Here is a 17257-nt window from a genome sequence, read left to right as displayed (position 1 = left end):
CTAAGGTCGCCCTTCAATATACACGCATTTAATTTACGCAAATAGTGTTAAATGTTTGGGCCAAAGCTTGCTATAGTCTGCAACACTTTGCGGTATTTTTTATTGAAAGAGGACATTATGGCTCAGGAATTATTAGATCAACTTCAAGCAGGGACTGCGAAATTTTCAGATGTGATTGCATTTATTGAAGCGCGTTATAACCACACACCAACTGCTTTTACCAATGGCAAACAAGCCAATGCAGCGACTGAAAACCAAGGCAGTGCCAAAGTATTTTCTTTTGCCCAATTGAATGGTCTAAACCAAGCTGAAACCTTAAGTCTTTTTGCTGAACATTATGCTGCTGTTTTGGCGACACCAGACGCAACTGACCACCAAAACATTCGCCAATTTATGCAAAATGGTTGGGAAGGTATTCAATTTGACGGTCAAGCGCTGAGCGCGAAATAATGCATACGTGGACGTTTTAAATCAGTTCATCTGCAATAAAAAAGCCAGTATAAATACTGGCTTTTTTATCTTTTCATCATTGGTTCAAATCAAGATACTCGAACTCTGCAAGTCCATTCAGCCATCGCGGTTTTTTCCCAAGCTCGTGCATGCTTCAAATGTAGTAATTCTTCACCCGCAGTCGTTGCGGTAAAACGATAAGTTTTTTGACCACCGACACCAAGCACTGGTGTCGCATCTGCAGCAGCAGCTTGTTGTTGTTGAGCTGATTGAAACACTTCTTCAACTTTAAAAAGTTTCGGTTGCTCAGCCAAAGACCATACATATCCGGTACTTGGATTTTCGTTTAACAGTACTTCTAAAGTTTGTCCACGATCCATCTCAAGCAAGGTCGGACAACTTTGCTGTTCAGTAAATACATGGGTTTTCCCATCTACAGTTGAACTCATACTGGTACATCCACCAAGCGCCAAACCACTCGCCAACATTAGACTCAAAATAAGCTGTTTCTTTATCATCATTTTCATCATCAAATTATTTTACCTTGAATCTAATGCACACCGATTTCAATACGATCTCGATGTAATCGAAGTTTAGCCTTTGACTTTTTCAATCCACTGAATCGAACTTACACGAAAAACTTCACAAGCCCCATCACCCGTATCTGTTGGGGTCAAAGATGAAGTCCAAACCAAATCTTTGTCTTTCACCTCAACCAAATCCCCTTTTAAACGCACAAGATCGCCACGTTTTACTTGAGTAATTTGTTTAGCAATTTGCGGGTTTGCAGGAATGATGTGCATATTCGACACCATCATCATGGCTTGCTTTTGCGGTACAGGAACACGATCCATTTTCCAATTTAAGAAACGGTCATATTGATTGACTGAAATCGTACGAGCAATTTCTGGCTCTGCAAATAAGCCCCAACTGACCGCATAATCAATCGGAGAAAATTTTGCTTGTTCATCTGTTTGATAGGTTTTAGAACCTAAAATTCGGAAATCACCTTTAAATTCTTTCAAGGTAGAAATCGACTGGCCTTTGGCAACAGGTGCTAAGCCTTTAGCAATATTATAATCTGAAGACGCTTGGACACCGACATTCAATAAAAAGCCTGCAAGCACAGTACTTAATGCAATTCGCTTGATCATCGCGTTATCCTCTTACCCTGTAATACTTCACATTACTCAATTTTCATTCTGCAATTGAGCCGACTTCATCTATACATAATGCCCCAACCTGAACATGAGCTTAAAATCCCGTAGGTTGAGCGTGATGAATGTCGTTTTTACTAGTTGTAACTCTATATTACGCACACAGTCTGCATAAACCTTATGAACTTGGTAACAAAATGCTGTTATTCAGTCAATTGGCCCATATTCATGCTCCACGACATGATTTACACTTTAAAAAAAGCCAACAATAATGCCCGCTATGATTTATAAATTTTATCAACAACACATTTTTCCGCATCTTTTAAATCAAGTCATGCAAGTACCAAGCTTGATGGATAAACGACGCGAAATCCTGTTAGCCGTATCTGGTGAGGTGCTCGAAATTGGCTTTGGTACAGGTTTGAATTTAGCGCTTTATCAAAATGTCGATACGGTTTTTGCCCTTGAGCCCAATCCCGATATTTTTCATTTAGCTGCTGAACGTGTACATGCAGCACCTTTTGAGGTACAGCATATTTTAGCTGGTGCTGAAAAATTACCCTTTGCAGATGAAAGTCTAGATCATGTCGTGAGTACATGGACCTTATGCAGCATTGCCGATATTGAAACTGCGCTTGAAGAAATCTACCGTGTCCTTAAACCAACAGGGACATTTCATTTGGTTGAGCATGTACAACACAATGAAAATCGAAAAATTAAGCAGTTACAGCATTTACTCACACCCATTCAAAAGAAAGTCGCGGATGGCTGTCATCTGGATCGTAATATGCAAAAGTTGCTTGAAGATGCCCAGTTTGAATGTTTTGAAACGCAGTATTTTGATGCTGAAGGCATTCCAAAAATTGGACAGCGCATGTTGCTCGCCCGCGCACGGAAGTTGAGTTAAAGCTTCCAAGGCCATGTTTAAGCACAATCAAATCTAGATAAAAATACCTAGTCTTTGATTAATCGAATGGCATTAATTTTTAGGATATGACAGGGCTTTTTATTCAACACATTATAGGTGTTATACGACTTCCCTGTTTTGATGGAATGTACATCCACCCATGCACCCAAAATCTCCACACGATCCCCTGATTTTAAACGACGAATACGATTTGCAACGTCTTCGGATTGAGCAATCACACTGACATTTTGCAATTCAGACTTGAGCTGTTTAACTTGTGTCGAGGGTACATTTTTCGCTTGTACGTTAAAACAGCGGTTCTGCTGCGACCATTCAAGATGATATTTTAAAGACTGGAAATCATTTGCGCCTGAACCCAGTAGCAAATCAATATTGCTGACATAGGCCAAGTCTTGAAAGCCACCCACCACGGTCGGTGCGGCCGGATGTAATGTACGACTACTCGCACTGTAGTAGCGTTTATCCAACAGCAAATATTCACCGGAAAATGCCTGAGTCGGTGTGACCTGAAAATTTTTCAGCACACCAGTTTGCTCTAAATGTGGAATGGCACGAAAATATTCAGACCATATCCACAGCATGAGCGCAAAAACGGCTGCAGTCGCTAAGAGTTTTTCCATGTGGATATTCTGTCCTTATTACTTTTCGACGGTTCTGAGGCTGAGTCACGCGAGCTTAAATATGCTCAAAATCAATTCGGATGGTTTCAAAACGTACTCGCCCTTCGGCAATGGCTTGAGCAATCGCTTGTTGCCCTTTGGTCAAACGTGCGCCACCACTTTTAATATCAATCAGCACCACTTCGATGTCTTCAGCAAGTCCATCACCATCACGAAAGTCGGTATAGCCATCAAAAACCACATAATCAATCGGGTCACCGAGAAACTTTGCATCGCTAGGTAAATACTGAAATTCAGGCATGATCGGCGCCATTTGTTCGGCCATTTTGCCTTTTAAAACAGCACGACTGGTATTTACACTGCGTTTTTGTGCATGGGCCAAGGCCTGCTGATGTTCCAATTCTAGTTCTGCAATATATTGCTCGTATTCTGCCTTAATCCTTCCATTGCGACTGCCACTTAAAATTAAGGTGGTCAGTACAATCCCAATACACGCGCCAATGAGCATGGCCATCCAGACAGACATTTAAAATTCCTAATCTTTTTAATATATTACAGCGAAACGTATAGAAAAAACTTAGACTTTGGTTCTTTGTCATATTCCCCGCATTAAACAATGATATGCTAGGGATGAGCAGAATAAAATCTATTTAGGTCGATGAAAACGATATTAATTGCCAATCAAAAAGGTGGTTGTGGCAAAACCATCACAGCAATCAGTTTAGCCTCTGCACTTGCGCAAAAAGGTTATAAAGTGGCCTTGGCAGATGCTGACAATCAAAAGTCTGCACGTCAATGGCTCAAACAGCGCCCAGAGACTGCAGCCCCAATTCAGAGCCTAGATTGGCGTCATGAAAAATCGATTGGTGATGTGCCGAAAGGGATTGAATATCTAATTATCGATGCACCGGGTGCGTTATCGGGTGAACATGCAGATCAGTTGGTGAGTGAAGCTCATGCCATCATTACCCCGCTACAACCATCTTTCTTCGACATCGACTCGACCCGTCGTTTTTTAAAGCATTTGCAAGAAATTAAGCGGATTCGTAAAGGTAAAGTCCAAATCCTATTGTTGGCAAATCGTGTCAAACCCAATTCTGCTCATTCCAAAGAAATTCAAGATTTTTTCAATAAAGTTGAACAACAGCCCGTTGCTTGGATTTCTGAACGTACCGCTTATGGTCAACTTGCCATGCAAGGTCTTTCGGTTTTTGATAAAACGCAAAAATTGTACCTCGGCATGCAGCAACAATGGCAACCTGTGCTCAATGCCATTATTGAAGACGAAGCCGAGTGGTTTTAACCCATCATTCCACATTTTGCTGATATAAAGGCCAATCTTGCAAGGATCTAGCCTGAAAGATATTCACCATAAGTTAACAAGCTCTCGTTTTCGGGAGCTTTTTTTTCGGTTAAGATTGAACACAACATGATGAAAAAATCAGAGCACGCATTGCCAACGTTCGCACCTACATTACAAAAAGTCTTATTGTTCGGATTATTTTTTATCCTGATTTTTTTGAGCTTTAGCGTACTCAAATACTTTATTGTGCCTGTTGTTTGGGCAGCGATTATTGCCTATATGACATGGCCGCTGTATCAATCGGTGCATCGTTTTTGTGGCAATCGTGCAAATCTAAGTGCGGCGCTGATGATCTTACTGGTGGTGCTCGTGGTGGGTCTGCCGGTGATTTTTGCGATCTTCTTGCTACAACATGAAGGCCGTAACTTGTATTTTGAATTACAAAAGCAGGTCTTCTCAGGTCATGTCAATGTGCCTGATTTTATTCGCCAACTACCGTTTATTGGTAAAGAAGTCAGTCGTACCCTGCATGAACTGAACAATGACCCAAACAGTATTATTCAATCGGTACAAATTTGGATTCAGGGGCATTTGAACTACGGTAAAGTTTTGGTCGGCGAAGTCAGTAAAAATATCTTTAAGCTGTGTTTTGCTGTGATGTCTTTATTTTTCTTCTATCGTGATGGTCAAACCATTTTAAGTCAGGTCAGTAAAGCCCTCGAAATGGTCATTGGGCCACGTATTCATCATTATCTTGCCACCATCTCGGATACCACACGTGCCGTAGTGTATGGCATCGGTCTCACCGCCATTGCCCAAGCTTTACTTGCCGGTGTCAGCTATTTTGTTGCCGATGTGCCTAACCCAATGTTATTAACCATCATTACCTTCATGTTGGCACTGATTCCGTTTGGCCCACCGATTTCATATACCGCTGTGTCGTTGTGGTTATTTTCACAAGGTCAAACCATTGAAGCCATTGGCGTCATGGCTTGGGGTGTTTGTATCGTGAGTACGGCCGATAACGTGATTCGTCCTTTAGTGATTTCAGGGGCAACGCAGATTCCATTCTTATTAATCATGTTTGGTGTTTTAGGTGGGATCGCCAGTTTCGGTCTTGTTGGTTTATTTATCGGCCCAGTGATTTTGGCAGTATTGTTAGCCATTTGGCGTGAATGGTTGCATGAAACCCAAATTGAACCCGTCATGATGCCCAAAGCAACATTGGCACATAACTTAGACAATATGGATGATAAGCCTGAACAACCTTAATTCGGGCTTGAATTCATTAAACAAATATTACAATCAAATACTTAAATTATCTGTCATCCTGTATCCGCATCTGTTTCAATGGTTGAAACTCCATAAAAACAGACAGGATGCCAAACATGTCTTCACTATTTAAATTCGGTGCGCTTGCTGCGGTCAGTGCCCTGATGTTTACAGGCTGTGCGAGTACCTCGACTTCAACAGGTCTGAATGCAAAAACCGTGACGGTCAATGCCGTGACTGCTCAAGGTATTGGTCAAAGCATCGGTCAAATTAACTTGGTTGATAGCCCTGCTGGCTTGGTTATTCATACCAATTTAACCCAGCTTCCTCCGGGTCCACACGGTTTCCATATTCATGAAAAAGGCTCTTGTGCCCCAGCTGAAAAAGATGGAAAAGCAGGTGCTGCTCTTGCTGCAGGTGGTCACTTTAACCCTAAAGCTGCACCTCACCACGGTACGCCGCTAACAGGTCACTTGGGTGACTTACCGATCCTTCAAGTTCAAACCGATGGCACAGCAAAAGTGAATTTAATTGCACCACGTTTGAAATTGGCGGATGTACAAGGCTTAGCCATCATGATCCATGCTGGTGGTGATAATTACTCTGACGACCCTAAACCTCTAGGCGGTGGCGGTGACCGTATTGCCTGTGGTGTGATTCAATAATCGACCTTGCATATAGATTTGAACAAGCGGACTTTAAGTCCGCTTTTCTATTGAATAAAAATTGACAGTTCACAGAAAAAAGCTCAGTCTAATTTACAAAATCATTCGAATACTTCATAACTCTGTGAACACGCGACTCTCTTGGTTTCAACAGTTTCAATCCAGTGCAATCATTATGTATTGCCTGCAAATTTGTATTGTTTTGAGTGGCACCACGCTCGGATTATATTTTCTCGGTTTTCATAGTTTTATTGTGCCCGTCACCTTAGGTGCGATTGCCACTGCACTCACCGACTTTGATGACCGACTCAGCATCCGACTGCGTAATTTGCTCTATGTCTGCGTACTCTTCTTTAGTGTCAGTAGTATTTTAGATTTTCTCTATCCCTATAAGCTGCTGTTTATCTTGTATCTTTCACTGTCCAGTGCAGGATTTATTTTATTGGGGGCTTTGGGGCAACGCTATGCCACGATATCTTTTGGCACGATTTTACTATCGATTTATACCATGTTCGGCTTGGGCGAATATGAGACCTGGTATTTTCAACCCAGTTGCTTTGTTCTAGGGGCTTTATGGTATGGCTTCACCTCAATTCTCTTTTACTTGATTAAACCCACCCTACCCGTACAAGACAATCTCTCGCGTTGTTTTTTACAAATCGCCGAAGTACTGAATGCAAAAGCACGCTTATTTGACCCAGATAATGTCGACAATGTGGAACACTTACTGTATGAATTATCACTCAAAAACAGTGATGTCATCCCGAGTTTAAATACGACCAAAGCTTCTTTACTCACCCGTTTAAAAGCCTCAAGAGCAAATAAAAACACCATCTACTGGCTGAATTTATATTTCTTGGCACAAGATATTCACGAACAGGCCAGTGCGAATTATTTACACTACGAACAAATTCATCAAAATTTTAGCCGTACTGATTTAATTTTCCGTTTTCAAAAAAATATTCGATTACAAGCACAGGCTTGCCAACAGTTGGCCTATTGTATTTTGCATCGGCAGCCCTATCAGCCTGATCCCATTACCGCGCAAGCACTGGCACATTTGCATGCCTCTTTGCAGGAGTGGATGGCCAATAATCCGCAAAATATAGAAGTGAAAAATCTACAGCTGATCTTGAGTAATTTGGACAGTGTGCAAGAACGCTTTTCGCATGTGCAGGATTTAGATCATTCACAGCAACAGGCCTATCAGCAGCATATCGACAACCTCAATTTACTCGATGACGATATTCACGGTTTGCACGATTTATGGCTCAAACTGAAACAGCATTTGAGTCCAGAATCTGCCTTATTTCGCCATGCTGTTCGCATCGCTTTTGTCTTTGCGATGGGCTATGCCATTTCGCTACTGCCCTTTGCCAAAAATGGCTACTGGATATTATTGACCAGTTTATTTGTCTGTCAGATGCGTTATTTTGCGACCAAAAGTCGTTTAAAAATGCGGACTTTGGGAACCATATTAGGGGTCTTACTTGGCATTCCTATTTTGTATTTTGTGCCGAGTGTCGAAGGTCAATTACTACTGACGATTATTTTTGGCGTATGCTTTTTCTATCTGAGTGCCAAAAAATATGCTATGGCGACCCTCATGGCAACCTTAATGGTCTTGCTGATTTTTAATTTAAAAGGCGCAGGTTATGCGGTTATTTTACCGCGTATTGTTGATACCCTACTCGGCTGTTTTATTGCATGGTTTGCGGTAAATGTTATTTGGCCAGATTGGGACTTTCGCAATATTTCCAAGACCATTCAAAAAAGCTCTGCTGCGACCTTGCATTATTTTGATGCCGTAGTTGAGCAATATCTCCATGGGAAAACCAATAGCATTGATTATCGGCGTGCCCGTCGTTCAGCCCATAATGCTCAAACTGAACTATCGAGCATGATTTCAAGTTTAAGTACGGAACCTGATCCTGACCAGAACCTAATACAACACGCCTTTCGCTATTTGGTCTATAGCCATAGTCAGCTCAGTTATATTTCGGCATTGGGGAGCCACCGTGAACAGGTACAAGACCAACAAGTCCTTGAACTGCTGCAATGGTGTCAAAGCACCTTAGACGACGTCTTAATTCAGCAAAAACCGCTCAACCCTGAGAAAATTCAGCAAAAACTCTTTGAAATTAAAACACTCAGCACTGAAGAAATGCGGTCTAATCACCTACAACTGGTGCTCAAGCAAATCAGTTTATTATTAGAAACATTAGCCGAACTGATTCAGCTTCGAACACAGCTGATTCAGGCGGAAATTAAATAAAATCATTCGAGACTCATGATGAAAATGCTTAGTTTAGGTTTTAGACGCCTCATATTACCTACGATTGTGGCGACCTCATGTTTAGCTGCGTCTTCTGTTTTTGCAGCACCGACAGCACAAGATTTGAAGCGTATTTTGGAATGTCAGGCCGATTACGACACTTATCATGACACTTTGCTCGATTATGAAAAGGCTCTGGGGCAATTGGGCTGGAAACGCCATGATGACCCACATCAACCGTTTATTTATATCTATAAAAATACGCAAGCTGTTGAATTTTTTGGCATGCCGACCCAAGAAATTGGCCTGTCTTCCAATGCAGTATTCGCGATCTATCGCCAAGCCGATGTGAAAGAACTTGCCCAAAAATATGGTATTGAACAACATCCGATGTTTGCCGATATGCCATTTTTCCGTGGTGAAAAAATCCTACGTACGGAAGCCGAAACAGATGATCTACATGCCATCAATCACAAACTGAGCCTGTCTGAAATGACCGGAAAAAGCCCAATGATTTTATTCGGCTGTAACTATGAATTTGATCAAGGTTCGATTGAAGATGCCTTAACGGATCTAGAAGGTTAATCCGAGCAGATAACTCAGAATTAACTTAAAAAACATTTACTTAGATTCAATATGCGAATCAATTATTTCAACGGGAATGCTTCGTTCCTGCTGTGCTTTCAGGTACACTCAAGGCTGAAATCACTTTGAATTTAAGCTTCGCATGAATATCAAGACCTTACGCTTTGTGGGCCTACTCGAAGGCATCTCCTTTTTATTATTGTTGTTCATTGCTATGCCAATGAAGTACCTGATGGATAATCCAATATTGGTCAAATACGTCGGTATGGGACATGGCGTCTTGTTTATTGCCTTCTTGGTGGTGCTATTTGTGGTCTGTGAAAAGCAAAAATGGTCACTCAGCGTATTTCTAATGGGCTTGATTGCATCGATTTTACCTTTTGGCCCGTTCATTTTCGATCGCAAATTAAAAAATGCAGAACAACCTGCAACATCAAATTAAGACGGAATACAACAAATAAAAAAGCCCAATGTTGTTCTACACAGCATTGGGCTTTTTCTATGATTGCATGAACTCGAATTTAAAATTCACCCGACAATTGACGTTGTCGCATAATATCTCGCACCACCAAGCGTGGTAGGCTGAACCACAACATAATGAGGGTAAATCCTGCCAAACTATAGGCCCAAAGGCCAAAGTTTTCATACAGCACGCGCACGATTTCGATCACGGCAAAGAACGTCAGCATCATGATTACAGACACTGCCGCAGCCACTGTGCCCTTCGACATTTCAGACGACATTAAGGCAAAACGATAGAGCACAGAAAAGCTAATCCCTTCACCAAAACTGACCAAACTCATGCCGAGAATGAGAAAGGTCAGAAAATAACTTTCAGTCATCGTCCCAATCACCACAAGGCTCGTCCCGAGTAACATCAGCGGTAGCCCGATCATCACAGACTGACCTAATGGCAATTTGTCGATGATTTTAATCAGGACAATATTACCGAGGATCAGACCGCCCAAAACAGGAAACTGTGCCATGCCATATTGCATGCTACTCAGTCCTAGCTGCTCCACCAACATGACTGGAGATAGCGCAATCCAGAGCATCAGTGGCATTGCCACCATCGGTAGACCCAGTGTCAGTGCCAAAAAGCGTTTGTTTTTTAACACCTGTTTAAAGTCATCGATAATATAACCCACCGGTTGCTTTGGGATGCTGATGTGCTGTGTCGGCATCTTGGCTTTTAAACCAAACCAACTCAGAAAAGATAGAAATGCGATTCCAATAAAGCCCCAATGCCATGACACGTGATCAATCATAAAGGCACCGAGGACAGGACCGATCAGTGGTGCCAGTAGTGAAATATTCGCCATGATCGCCATGACTTTGATGGCATCTCGCTCTTCAAAAGTTTCCTGAACAGCGGCATAGCCCACGGCTGAAATGACCGATAAACCAAAACCTTGTAAAAAACGCAACGTTAAAAAGCTTTCGATATTATGCGTGAGCAATATCGCTAAACAGCATAAGCTAAAGAATGCCACACCACCCAACAAGACTTTTTTACGGCCTAATCGGTCTGACAAGGGTCCTAATATCGCAGCGACACAGGCACCTCCCAATAAGTAAAATGACATCGACGAGGGTGCCCATGCACTACTCACACCAAACTCTTGGGTAATCGCAAGCATGGCGGGTTGGACTAAGTCGTTGCCGATATAGACAGAAAATTCAAATAAAACCAGTGCCAAGGGAAACATTAAGGTGGCACGACTTAATTTTGTGGTTTGTACGTTTTGCATTGTTATCTACATATCAAATGTGTGCTGTCGAGCTTGAAATGACAAATAGGGAGAGACACTTCAGCCCAATGACGAGCACTGTAATATTAATTTTAAAAATGAATTTTCGGCGTATCCGCCATATGTGCGTCGTATTCACAAGACGCTAGATAGAGATAAAATGAACTTCAACGAACCGATCTGTCGGTTTGAGTCCGACTATTTTAACAGTGTTTGCTGGCGTTGTATTGGTCTTTTTAAACTACCGCTTTTATGATTTTTCATTGTCTGCATTTTGGATAAAGCGACCTTGTTTTAGGTCCTCATAGGCTTGCATGACTTCTGCAAAATGATTCATCACAAAATAACCTCGCCCATAGATGGGTTCATTTAAAGGCTGCGCCGATAAATACAACATGTGGCTATCTTCAACTGCCGTCAATTCGACATTTTCACCTCGGCTCGACATAACTGCCATATGCTGTGCATTTAACTGTTCATCTGTTTCAGTAAATTTCAGCTTGCCCGAACGTAAATACACAAGCGTGGTATCCCCTTCCTGTGCAGGCAGGGTGATGCTTTGATTGGCTCTGACAAAGACATCAAATACCTGCATAGGCGTATGTGTTTCTGCGGGGCCGTCGGCTGTTAAATAATGCCCTGCAATAATCCGTACATAACCTGCATTTTGGGCTAAATTGACCTTTGGAATATTGGCTTTGGCTAAGCTCTGATAGCGTGCAGGATTCATTTTATCTTTAGCAGGTAAATTGACCCACAATTGCAATATTTCAAATGCTCCGCCCCGCTGTGCAAAGGCTTGGCTAAAGACTTCTTCATGTTGAATACCTGAAGCAGCAGTCATCCACTGTACATCTCCCTCACCAATGACTCCACCGCCGCCAGTCGTATCATGATGTTCAAGTTCACCTTTAAACACCAATGTGACGGTTTCAAAGCCTCGATGTGGGTGTTCCAGCACACCTTTTTTCAGTTGGGTTGGTTTCAGCACCCCAGGCCCTAAATGGTCGAGCAGTAAAAAAGGCGAGACCGTATTGCCCAATTCATAATGGGAAAATACTGATGTGACTGGTGCAAAGTCACCAACGGGTGAACCTGAATCATTGACGTGAATAAAAGCGAGGGTTTTCATATTGTTTTAGGTTTATTTAGGATCGTTTGATCTTAGCTTACTAGAGATAGCTGATTCGATAGGCTAAATGGATTTCAGTGTCACAGTTTTAGGATGCTGATATTTTGGTAATTCGACGGGCTTTATTCCATTAAGTTTTGCAATATCTGGATTTTTCTCAAATTTTAGCCAGCCTTTCTTCATCCATTTTTCTACTATTATCTTTCCAATTATATCCAACAAATTATTAAGCAAATCAAATTTAGCTTGCTCATGAAAATAATAAATTACTACATTGCATCTATGCTCAATTAGTTCTCCATTAAAAGAAAATATTTCTTTTATATAGTTAGAATCAGATCGATCTAAAGAATGCCCCCAAACTTTTATGTTATATGTTTCCTCTGTGCTCGTACTAAGATGTATAAAATCATTCCGCTTTGCATCAAACATAGCTCTAAAATACACATCAGAAGTAAGCATTGGGTTATCTAAATATGTATTTATTTCATCTTCCAAAGTTTTTTTTGCTTTTTCAGTTGAAAAAAAATGATCAACGATTTCACTAAGAAATAAATAATCAGTTTCTTTAAAAAGTTTTTGATGATATTTCGTTAAGCCATAAGCTTTTAACTTCTTTAGATATTCATCATCTATATCTGAAACACCTAAAACGATATTTTGTTGCTCACCATGACGACCATGTAAATATTCAATTTTTACTGAATTGTAAATACGCTCATATGTATTTGTATAATTAAATGAATAAATTTTTTCTGGAAAAACCCAATTATCACCTTTAAAAGTGAAATCATTAGTTCGAGATAATTTGCTGACTATCATTTCAAGATATAAATTAAAAATTTCAATAAACTCATCTAATTTTTTGTTCAAAAAATTTAAAAATAACGATGGATTCACCCCATTTTTGTCGTTACTACCATAACAAAATTTGGAGTTAAATCCTTTATGCAGACCTTTCTCCTCAAATAAATCGAACTTCTTTAAAATAATTGAATTTCTTTTTCCAACTTCTGTATCGAATTCATGATGATTAAAAGCATGTTGTGATTGATGATTTATTCTTTCAATAAAAGGCAATACATGTGCGAAACTTAATAGAATTTCTTCAATTTTATTTTCAATATCTATCCAAGTTTGAACTTCTCTCACATGATCAGAAAAATACTGAAACCACACATTTTCTTTTAATCTATATTGTAATTGCTCAATTTGTGCTACAGGAATCTGAATTTCTTCAGTTTTATACATTGCTTTCGTATATCCAAAGAAATAATCTTCTTTTTCATACAAGGATCCAAAAAGATCATCAAAGCCCATATCACCTTTGGCTTCGTCCCAATTTTCTATGACATCCATTACCACCATAAAATGGTCATATTTCGTCGGCAAATAATGTGATAAATCAAAACCGTTTCCGACAATTAAAATATTCATTATTCTTATTTCCCCAATAAAAAAGCGCATCAATCGATACGCTTTTTATGAGGCACACATGCCTAAATTTCAACCATAAATCAAAGATTTATTAAGGACACTTCGCCGATTGGAAAGTCTTAGTATTTTTACCACGTTGGCACTGATATTCCTTTTGCGTATTTACACGCTCCCAGTCACCATCCACCAATCTAAAACTATAAATAGTACGAATTGATTTCACCGAATCATCCATCAAACCAGTTTCAGTCACTTTCACCTGCCCCGCATTTGGCGACTCAACACGGTTAAAATACTGACGAATTTCCACAGTCGACAGTTCTTTACGCAAATCAGGACGTTCTTTTAATACCTGATCGAGTGGCGTAGCAGAAGAACCGACTTTAGACACAATTTTCTGCGTTGTCGCACAACCCGTCAACATCCCCACACACAATGCAGACACAGCAATTAAACGATACATAGAACCAACTCAAATTTATTATTCAGCCCTATCATGCCGAACATTTGTCCAAAACACTATTTAAGCAATGTAAAAGAAGTACCTCACTCCACAAAATCAACGTGCTGTTTCTCATCCATGCGCAGCTAAAAAGGCGTGCTATAACCATAAAAAAAACGCATCCGAAGATGCGTTTTCAATCGTCTTTAAAAATTAAAGATCGAACAATTTACCTGGGTTCATAATTGCATTTGGATCAAATACTTTTTTCAATGCTTTCATATATTCGATTTCTTCTGCTGAACGTGTGTAATCGAGGTAAGGCTTCTTAGTCATACCCACGCCATGTTCTGCAGAAATTGAACCGTCATATTTTTTCACAGTTTCAAATACGTATTTGTTTACCACTTGGCATTTTGCAAAGAATTCATCTTTACTTAAATCCGCAGGTTTCAAAATATTTAAGTGCAAGTTACCGTCACCAATATGACCGAACCAGCAAATTTCAAAGTCTGGGTAGTTCGCTTCCACAATTGCATCAATTTCTTTAATAAATGCAGGCACATGTGTAATCAAAACTGAGATGTCATTTTTGTATGGCGTGAACGGTGCGATTGACTCTGAAATGTCTTCACGTAAACGCCATAAGCTATGTACTTGGTCTAAGCTTTGGCTCATCACGCCATCCAGTACCCAACCTTGTTCCATGCAATGTTCAAAGATTTCCATTGCCGCATCCATGATCGGTTCAAATGGTGCTTCAAACTCAAGTAAAACATAGAACGGACATGGTGTTTCAAATGGACGTTGTACATGACCATTGTCCAATACTTTTTGCATTGCAAGCTCACCAAAGAACTCAAATGCAGTCAGGTCGATTTTCTTTTGGAAGGCATGTAGAACAGGCATAATCGCATCAAAATCAGGCACACCGAGAACCAACACTTGTAAGTCATGGGGTTGACGTTCAAGTTTGATTTCAGCTTCAGTCACTAAACCTAGCGTACCTTCACCACCAATAAATAAGTGTTGAAGTGCATAACCAGTCGCATTTTTGATCATGCCTTTGTTCAAGCGCAGGATGTCACCTTTACCAGTAACCACAGTCATGCCCAACACCCAGTTACGAGTCATGCCGTATTTAATCACTTTAATACCGCCGGCATTGGTACCAATGTTGCCGCCAATTTGAGATGAACCTGAAGATGCAAAATCAACTGGGTAGTACATGCCTTGTTCTTCAGCATAGTTCTGAAGTTGTTCAGTCACTACACCTGCTTGTACGCGAACCATACGGTCAGCTGGGAAGAATTCCAAGATTTGATTCATCTTGTCCATGCTCACCACGATTTCACCGTTAGCAGCCACAGCACCTGCTGATAAACCTGTACGACCGCCACTTGGGGTAATCGCGACATTAAATTGGTTTGCCAGCTTAACAATTTGTTGAACTTGCTCTGTGCTTGAAGGGAAAACGACGACCGAAGGATTTGGATCGAAGTGCTTAGTATGGTCACGACCCCAATTTTGGAGACTATCCGCATCTGTTTTAATACGGCTTTCGCCAACAATAGCGGTCAATTGGGTCAATAACTCTGGGGTTAAAGCGACTGGAGCATTCATCGTTTTCAGACCTTGCAAGAAGTAAACAAGTTTTTTTAAAGGTCCAGACTTCATTCAGTCAAAACTGCGGTAACGCATATTTCAAGGGAAAAAGCCTGAAACAGAGCGCATCAAAATGTCAGGGACTTGGTCATGATGATTTTGAGCGGCACCATTATAAGCTATAACTGGGCTTTTTTTGACAAAACCCAAAGAAAAACGTGATTTCAAAATGTCACGAGGAATATGACTAAGTTAATTAGACCAAATCTAAAAAAATTGACTCATCATTCGCCAAAATAGCCATGACGTCGGTCATAAAGGAAATGTATATCAGGCGACTTCCTATGCTATTATATGCGCACTAAATTTGGCCTTTGTAGCGGAGCCGTAATGAGCCAACATCTTTCTTTACCTAAAGATAAAATTCGTTTCTTGTTGTTAGAAGGCGTTCACCAAAACGCAATCGACACTCTAAATGCTGCTGGATACACCAACATTGACTACCGTAAAACTGCGCTTGAGGGTGAAGCGTTGAAAGAAGCGGTTAAAGATGCTCACTTCATTGGTATTCGTTCACGTACTCAATTAACTGAAGAAGTTTTTGAAGCGGCGAACAAACTGATTGCTGTGGGTTGTTTCTGTATCGGTACAAACCAAGTGAACTTAAATGCTGCAATGATTCGCGGTATTCCAGTATTTAACGCACCATACTCAAATACGCGTTCAGTTGCTGAACTAGTACTTGCTGAAGCGATTCTATTACTTCGTGGTGTTCCTGCAAAATCTGCTTCAACTCACCGTGGTGGTTGGAACAAGTCTGCAGTTGGTTCATTTGAAACTCGTGGTAAAACTTTAGGTATTGTTGGTTACGGTTCGATTGGCTCGCAACTTTCTGTACTTGCTGAAAGTTTAGGTATGCACGTAATTTATTACGATGCTGTAACTAAACTTCCAATGGGTAATGCACGTCAAGTCGGTTCTATGGGTGAACTTCTTGCCAATGCAGACGTGGTTTCTTTACACGTTCCTGACGTTCCATCTACACGTAACTTCTTCGGTAAAGAGCAATTTGCTCAAATGAAAGAAGGCGCAATCTTCCTCAATGCTGCACGTGGTACATGTGTCATCATTGAAGATCTTGCTGATGCAATCAAATCTGGTCATATTGCTGGTGCGGCTGTAGACGTATTCCCTAAAGAACCTAAAGCAAACGGTGAAGAATTCGTTTCTCCACTTCGTGGCTTAGACAACGTGATTTTGACTCCTCACGTGGGTGGTTCAACAATGGAAGCGCAAGCGAACATCGGTCTTGAGGTTGCTGAAAAATTCGTTGCTTACTCTGATAAAGGTATGACTTTATCTGCAGTGAACTTCCCAGAAATCGCGTTACCGTTGACTGAAGGCAAACACCGTTTACTTCATATCCACAAAAACGTGCCAGGCGTGCTTTCAAAAATCAACAACTTGTTTGCTGAACACGGTATCAACATTTCTGGTCAGTCTTTAATGACTAAAGGTGATGTGGGTTATCTTGTGATGGACGTTGATGCAACTGCATCTAAAGAAGCATTGGATACACTTCACGAAGTTGAAGGTACCATCCGCGTTCGCGTATTGTTCTAATTTAATTAGACA

18 protein-coding genes are annotated in these 17257 nt (G+C 40.7%); 9 read left to right on the top strand and 9 right to left on the bottom strand.

Annotated features, from left to right (window positions below):
* Positions 1 to 117 precede the first annotated feature (117 nt).
* The gene (locus FTU29_RS08785; RefSeq protein ID WP_078192490.1) at positions 118 to 450 is read left to right on the top strand and encodes a HopJ type III effector protein; all 333 of its coding nucleotides are present in this window, start codon (positions 118 to 120) and stop codon (positions 448 to 450) included.
* 89 nt (positions 451 to 539) lie between these two features.
* On the opposite strand, the gene FTU29_RS08780 is transcribed toward FTU29_RS08785, so the two are convergent.
* Both FTU29_RS08780 and FTU29_RS08775 read right to left on the bottom strand, forming a co-directional pair.
* Positions 540 to 971 carry a protease inhibitor I42 family protein gene (locus FTU29_RS08780; RefSeq protein WP_257226911.1) on the bottom strand — a complete coding sequence of 144 codons (432 nt, stop codon included), beginning with the start codon at positions 969 to 971 and terminating at the stop codon, positions 540 to 542.
* Between the two features lie 72 nt (positions 972 to 1043).
* Positions 1044 to 1604: a hypothetical protein gene (locus FTU29_RS08775; RefSeq protein ID WP_111884184.1), complete on the bottom strand. Its 561-nt coding sequence runs from the start codon at positions 1602 to 1604 to the stop codon at positions 1044 to 1046.
* Positions 1605 to 1887: 283 nt separating this feature from the next.
* On the opposite strand from FTU29_RS08775, the gene FTU29_RS08770 reads away from it, so the two are divergent.
* Positions 1888 to 2514: a class I SAM-dependent methyltransferase gene (locus FTU29_RS08770; RefSeq protein WP_180121500.1), complete on the top strand. Its 627-nt coding sequence runs from the start codon at positions 1888 to 1890 to the stop codon at positions 2512 to 2514.
* A gap of 47 nt (positions 2515 to 2561) precedes the next feature.
* On the opposite strand, the gene FTU29_RS08765 is transcribed toward FTU29_RS08770, so the two are convergent.
* Together FTU29_RS08765 and FTU29_RS08760 are read right to left on the bottom strand one after the other, a co-directional pair.
* Complete coding sequence (locus tag FTU29_RS08765) at positions 2562 to 3155, bottom strand: hypothetical protein (RefSeq protein ID WP_180121412.1); 594 nt, start codon at positions 3153 to 3155, stop codon at positions 2562 to 2564.
* 55 nt (positions 3156 to 3210) lie between these two features.
* On the bottom strand, positions 3211 to 3681 hold the full coding sequence (locus tag FTU29_RS08760) for a Holliday junction resolvase-like protein (RefSeq protein WP_078192492.1): 471 nt from the start codon (positions 3679 to 3681) through the stop codon (positions 3211 to 3213).
* Positions 3682 to 3813: 132 nt separating this feature from the next.
* Here FTU29_RS08760 and FTU29_RS08755 point away from each other — a divergent pair, with 132 nt between their 5' ends.
* The 6 genes from FTU29_RS08755 to FTU29_RS08730 all read left to right on the top strand — a co-directional run bounded on the left by FTU29_RS08755 (position 3814) and on the right by FTU29_RS08730 (position 9697).
* Positions 3814 to 4458 carry a ParA family protein gene (locus FTU29_RS08755; RefSeq protein WP_078192493.1) on the top strand — a complete coding sequence of 215 codons (645 nt, stop codon included), beginning with the start codon at positions 3814 to 3816 and terminating at the stop codon, positions 4456 to 4458.
* A gap of 150 nt (positions 4459 to 4608) precedes the next feature.
* Entirely contained in the window at positions 4609 to 5730 is a 1122-nt protein-coding gene (locus FTU29_RS08750) for an AI-2E family transporter (protein WP_180003496.1), read from the top strand.
* A 116-nt stretch (positions 5731 to 5846) separates the two neighbouring features.
* Complete coding sequence (gene sodC / locus FTU29_RS08745; RefSeq protein ID WP_180084590.1) at positions 5847 to 6395, top strand: superoxide dismutase family protein; 549 nt, start codon at positions 5847 to 5849, stop codon at positions 6393 to 6395.
* A gap of 124 nt (positions 6396 to 6519) precedes the next feature.
* Positions 6520 to 8670, top strand: coding sequence for a YccS family putative transporter (gene yccS / locus FTU29_RS08740; protein WP_373423597.1), 2151 nt, complete (start codon positions 6520 to 6522; stop codon positions 8668 to 8670).
* Between the two features lie 15 nt (positions 8671 to 8685).
* On the top strand, positions 8686 to 9255 hold the full coding sequence (locus tag FTU29_RS08735; protein WP_180121410.1) for a hypothetical protein: 570 nt from the start codon (positions 8686 to 8688) through the stop codon (positions 9253 to 9255).
* A gap of 142 nt (positions 9256 to 9397) precedes the next feature.
* Positions 9398 to 9697, top strand: coding sequence for a DUF3817 domain-containing protein (locus tag FTU29_RS08730; protein WP_078189335.1), 300 nt, complete (start codon positions 9398 to 9400; stop codon positions 9695 to 9697).
* A gap of 79 nt (positions 9698 to 9776) precedes the next feature.
* Here the strand turns inward: FTU29_RS08730 and FTU29_RS08725 are convergent, their stop codons facing one another.
* The 5 genes from FTU29_RS08725 to FTU29_RS08705 form a co-directional block, all read right to left on the bottom strand.
* Complete coding sequence (locus FTU29_RS08725; RefSeq protein ID WP_180121408.1) at positions 9777 to 11006, bottom strand: MFS transporter; 1230 nt, start codon at positions 11004 to 11006, stop codon at positions 9777 to 9779.
* Between the two features lie 250 nt (positions 11007 to 11256).
* Positions 11257 to 12138, bottom strand: a complete 882-nt coding sequence (locus FTU29_RS08720; protein ID WP_180121406.1) for a pirin family protein — start codon at positions 12136 to 12138, stop codon at positions 11257 to 11259.
* A gap of 63 nt (positions 12139 to 12201) precedes the next feature.
* The gene (locus FTU29_RS08715) at positions 12202 to 13575 is read right to left on the bottom strand and encodes an AbiH family protein (RefSeq protein WP_180084586.1); all 1374 of its coding nucleotides are present in this window, start codon (positions 13573 to 13575) and stop codon (positions 12202 to 12204) included.
* A gap of 91 nt (positions 13576 to 13666) precedes the next feature.
* Positions 13667 to 14038: a hypothetical protein gene (locus tag FTU29_RS08710; RefSeq protein ID WP_180121404.1), complete on the bottom strand. Its 372-nt coding sequence runs from the start codon at positions 14036 to 14038 to the stop codon at positions 13667 to 13669.
* A 192-nt stretch (positions 14039 to 14230) separates the two neighbouring features.
* Positions 14231 to 15640 carry an FAD-binding oxidoreductase gene (locus FTU29_RS08705; RefSeq protein WP_078189543.1) on the bottom strand — a complete coding sequence of 470 codons (1410 nt, stop codon included), beginning with the start codon at positions 15638 to 15640 and terminating at the stop codon, positions 14231 to 14233.
* Between the two features lie 372 nt (positions 15641 to 16012).
* Here FTU29_RS08705 and serA point away from each other — a divergent pair, with 372 nt between their 5' ends.
* Positions 16013 to 17245, top strand: a complete 1233-nt coding sequence (serA, locus tag FTU29_RS08700; RefSeq protein ID WP_180021554.1) for a phosphoglycerate dehydrogenase — start codon at positions 16013 to 16015, stop codon at positions 17243 to 17245.
* Positions 17246 to 17257 lie beyond the last annotated feature (12 nt).

Source organism: Acinetobacter sp. YH12086, assembly GCF_013419345.1.
GTDB lineage: Bacteria > Pseudomonadota > Gammaproteobacteria > Pseudomonadales > Moraxellaceae > Acinetobacter > Acinetobacter amyesii.
The sequence above is the reverse complement of the archived record's forward strand: the minus strand, read 5'-3'. Positions and strand labels throughout refer to the sequence as shown.

Coding starts and splice junctions, on each gene's coding strand:
- FTU29_RS08735 (WP_180121410.1), top strand. CDS start 8,686: ATGATGAAAATGCTTAGTTTAGGTTTTAGACGCCTCATATTACCTACG.
- FTU29_RS08710 (WP_180121404.1), bottom strand. CDS start 14,038: ATGTATCGTTTAATTGCTGTGTCTGCATTGTGTGTGGGGATGTTGACG.
- FTU29_RS08720 (WP_180121406.1), bottom strand. CDS start 12,138: ATGAAAACCCTCGCTTTTATTCACGTCAATGATTCAGGTTCACCCGTT.
- FTU29_RS08775 (WP_111884184.1), bottom strand. CDS start 1,604: ATGATCAAGCGAATTGCATTAAGTACTGTGCTTGCAGGCTTTTTATTG.
- FTU29_RS08765 (WP_180121412.1), bottom strand. CDS start 3,155: ATGGAAAAACTCTTAGCGACTGCAGCCGTTTTTGCGCTCATGCTGTGG.
- FTU29_RS08780 (WP_257226911.1), bottom strand. CDS start 971: ATGATGATAAAGAAACAGCTTATTTTGAGTCTAATGTTGGCGAGTGGT.
- FTU29_RS08770 (WP_180121500.1), top strand. CDS start 1,888: ATGATTTATAAATTTTATCAACAACACATTTTTCCGCATCTTTTAAAT.
- serA (WP_180021554.1), top strand. CDS start 16,013: ATGAGCCAACATCTTTCTTTACCTAAAGATAAAATTCGTTTCTTGTTG.
- FTU29_RS08725 (WP_180121408.1), bottom strand. CDS start 11,006: ATGCAAAACGTACAAACCACAAAATTAAGTCGTGCCACCTTAATGTTT.
- FTU29_RS08705 (WP_078189543.1), bottom strand. CDS start 15,640: ATGAATGCTCCAGTCGCTTTAACCCCAGAGTTATTGACCCAATTGACC.
- FTU29_RS08755 (WP_078192493.1), top strand. CDS start 3,814: ATGAAAACGATATTAATTGCCAATCAAAAAGGTGGTTGTGGCAAAACC.
- FTU29_RS08785 (WP_078192490.1), top strand. CDS start 118: ATGGCTCAGGAATTATTAGATCAACTTCAAGCAGGGACTGCGAAATTT.
- FTU29_RS08715 (WP_180084586.1), bottom strand. CDS start 13,575: ATGAATATTTTAATTGTCGGAAACGGTTTTGATTTATCACATTATTTG.
- FTU29_RS08730 (WP_078189335.1), top strand. CDS start 9,398: ATGAATATCAAGACCTTACGCTTTGTGGGCCTACTCGAAGGCATCTCC.
- FTU29_RS08760 (WP_078192492.1), bottom strand. CDS start 3,681: ATGTCTGTCTGGATGGCCATGCTCATTGGCGCGTGTATTGGGATTGTA.
- sodC (WP_180084590.1), top strand. CDS start 5,847: ATGTCTTCACTATTTAAATTCGGTGCGCTTGCTGCGGTCAGTGCCCTG.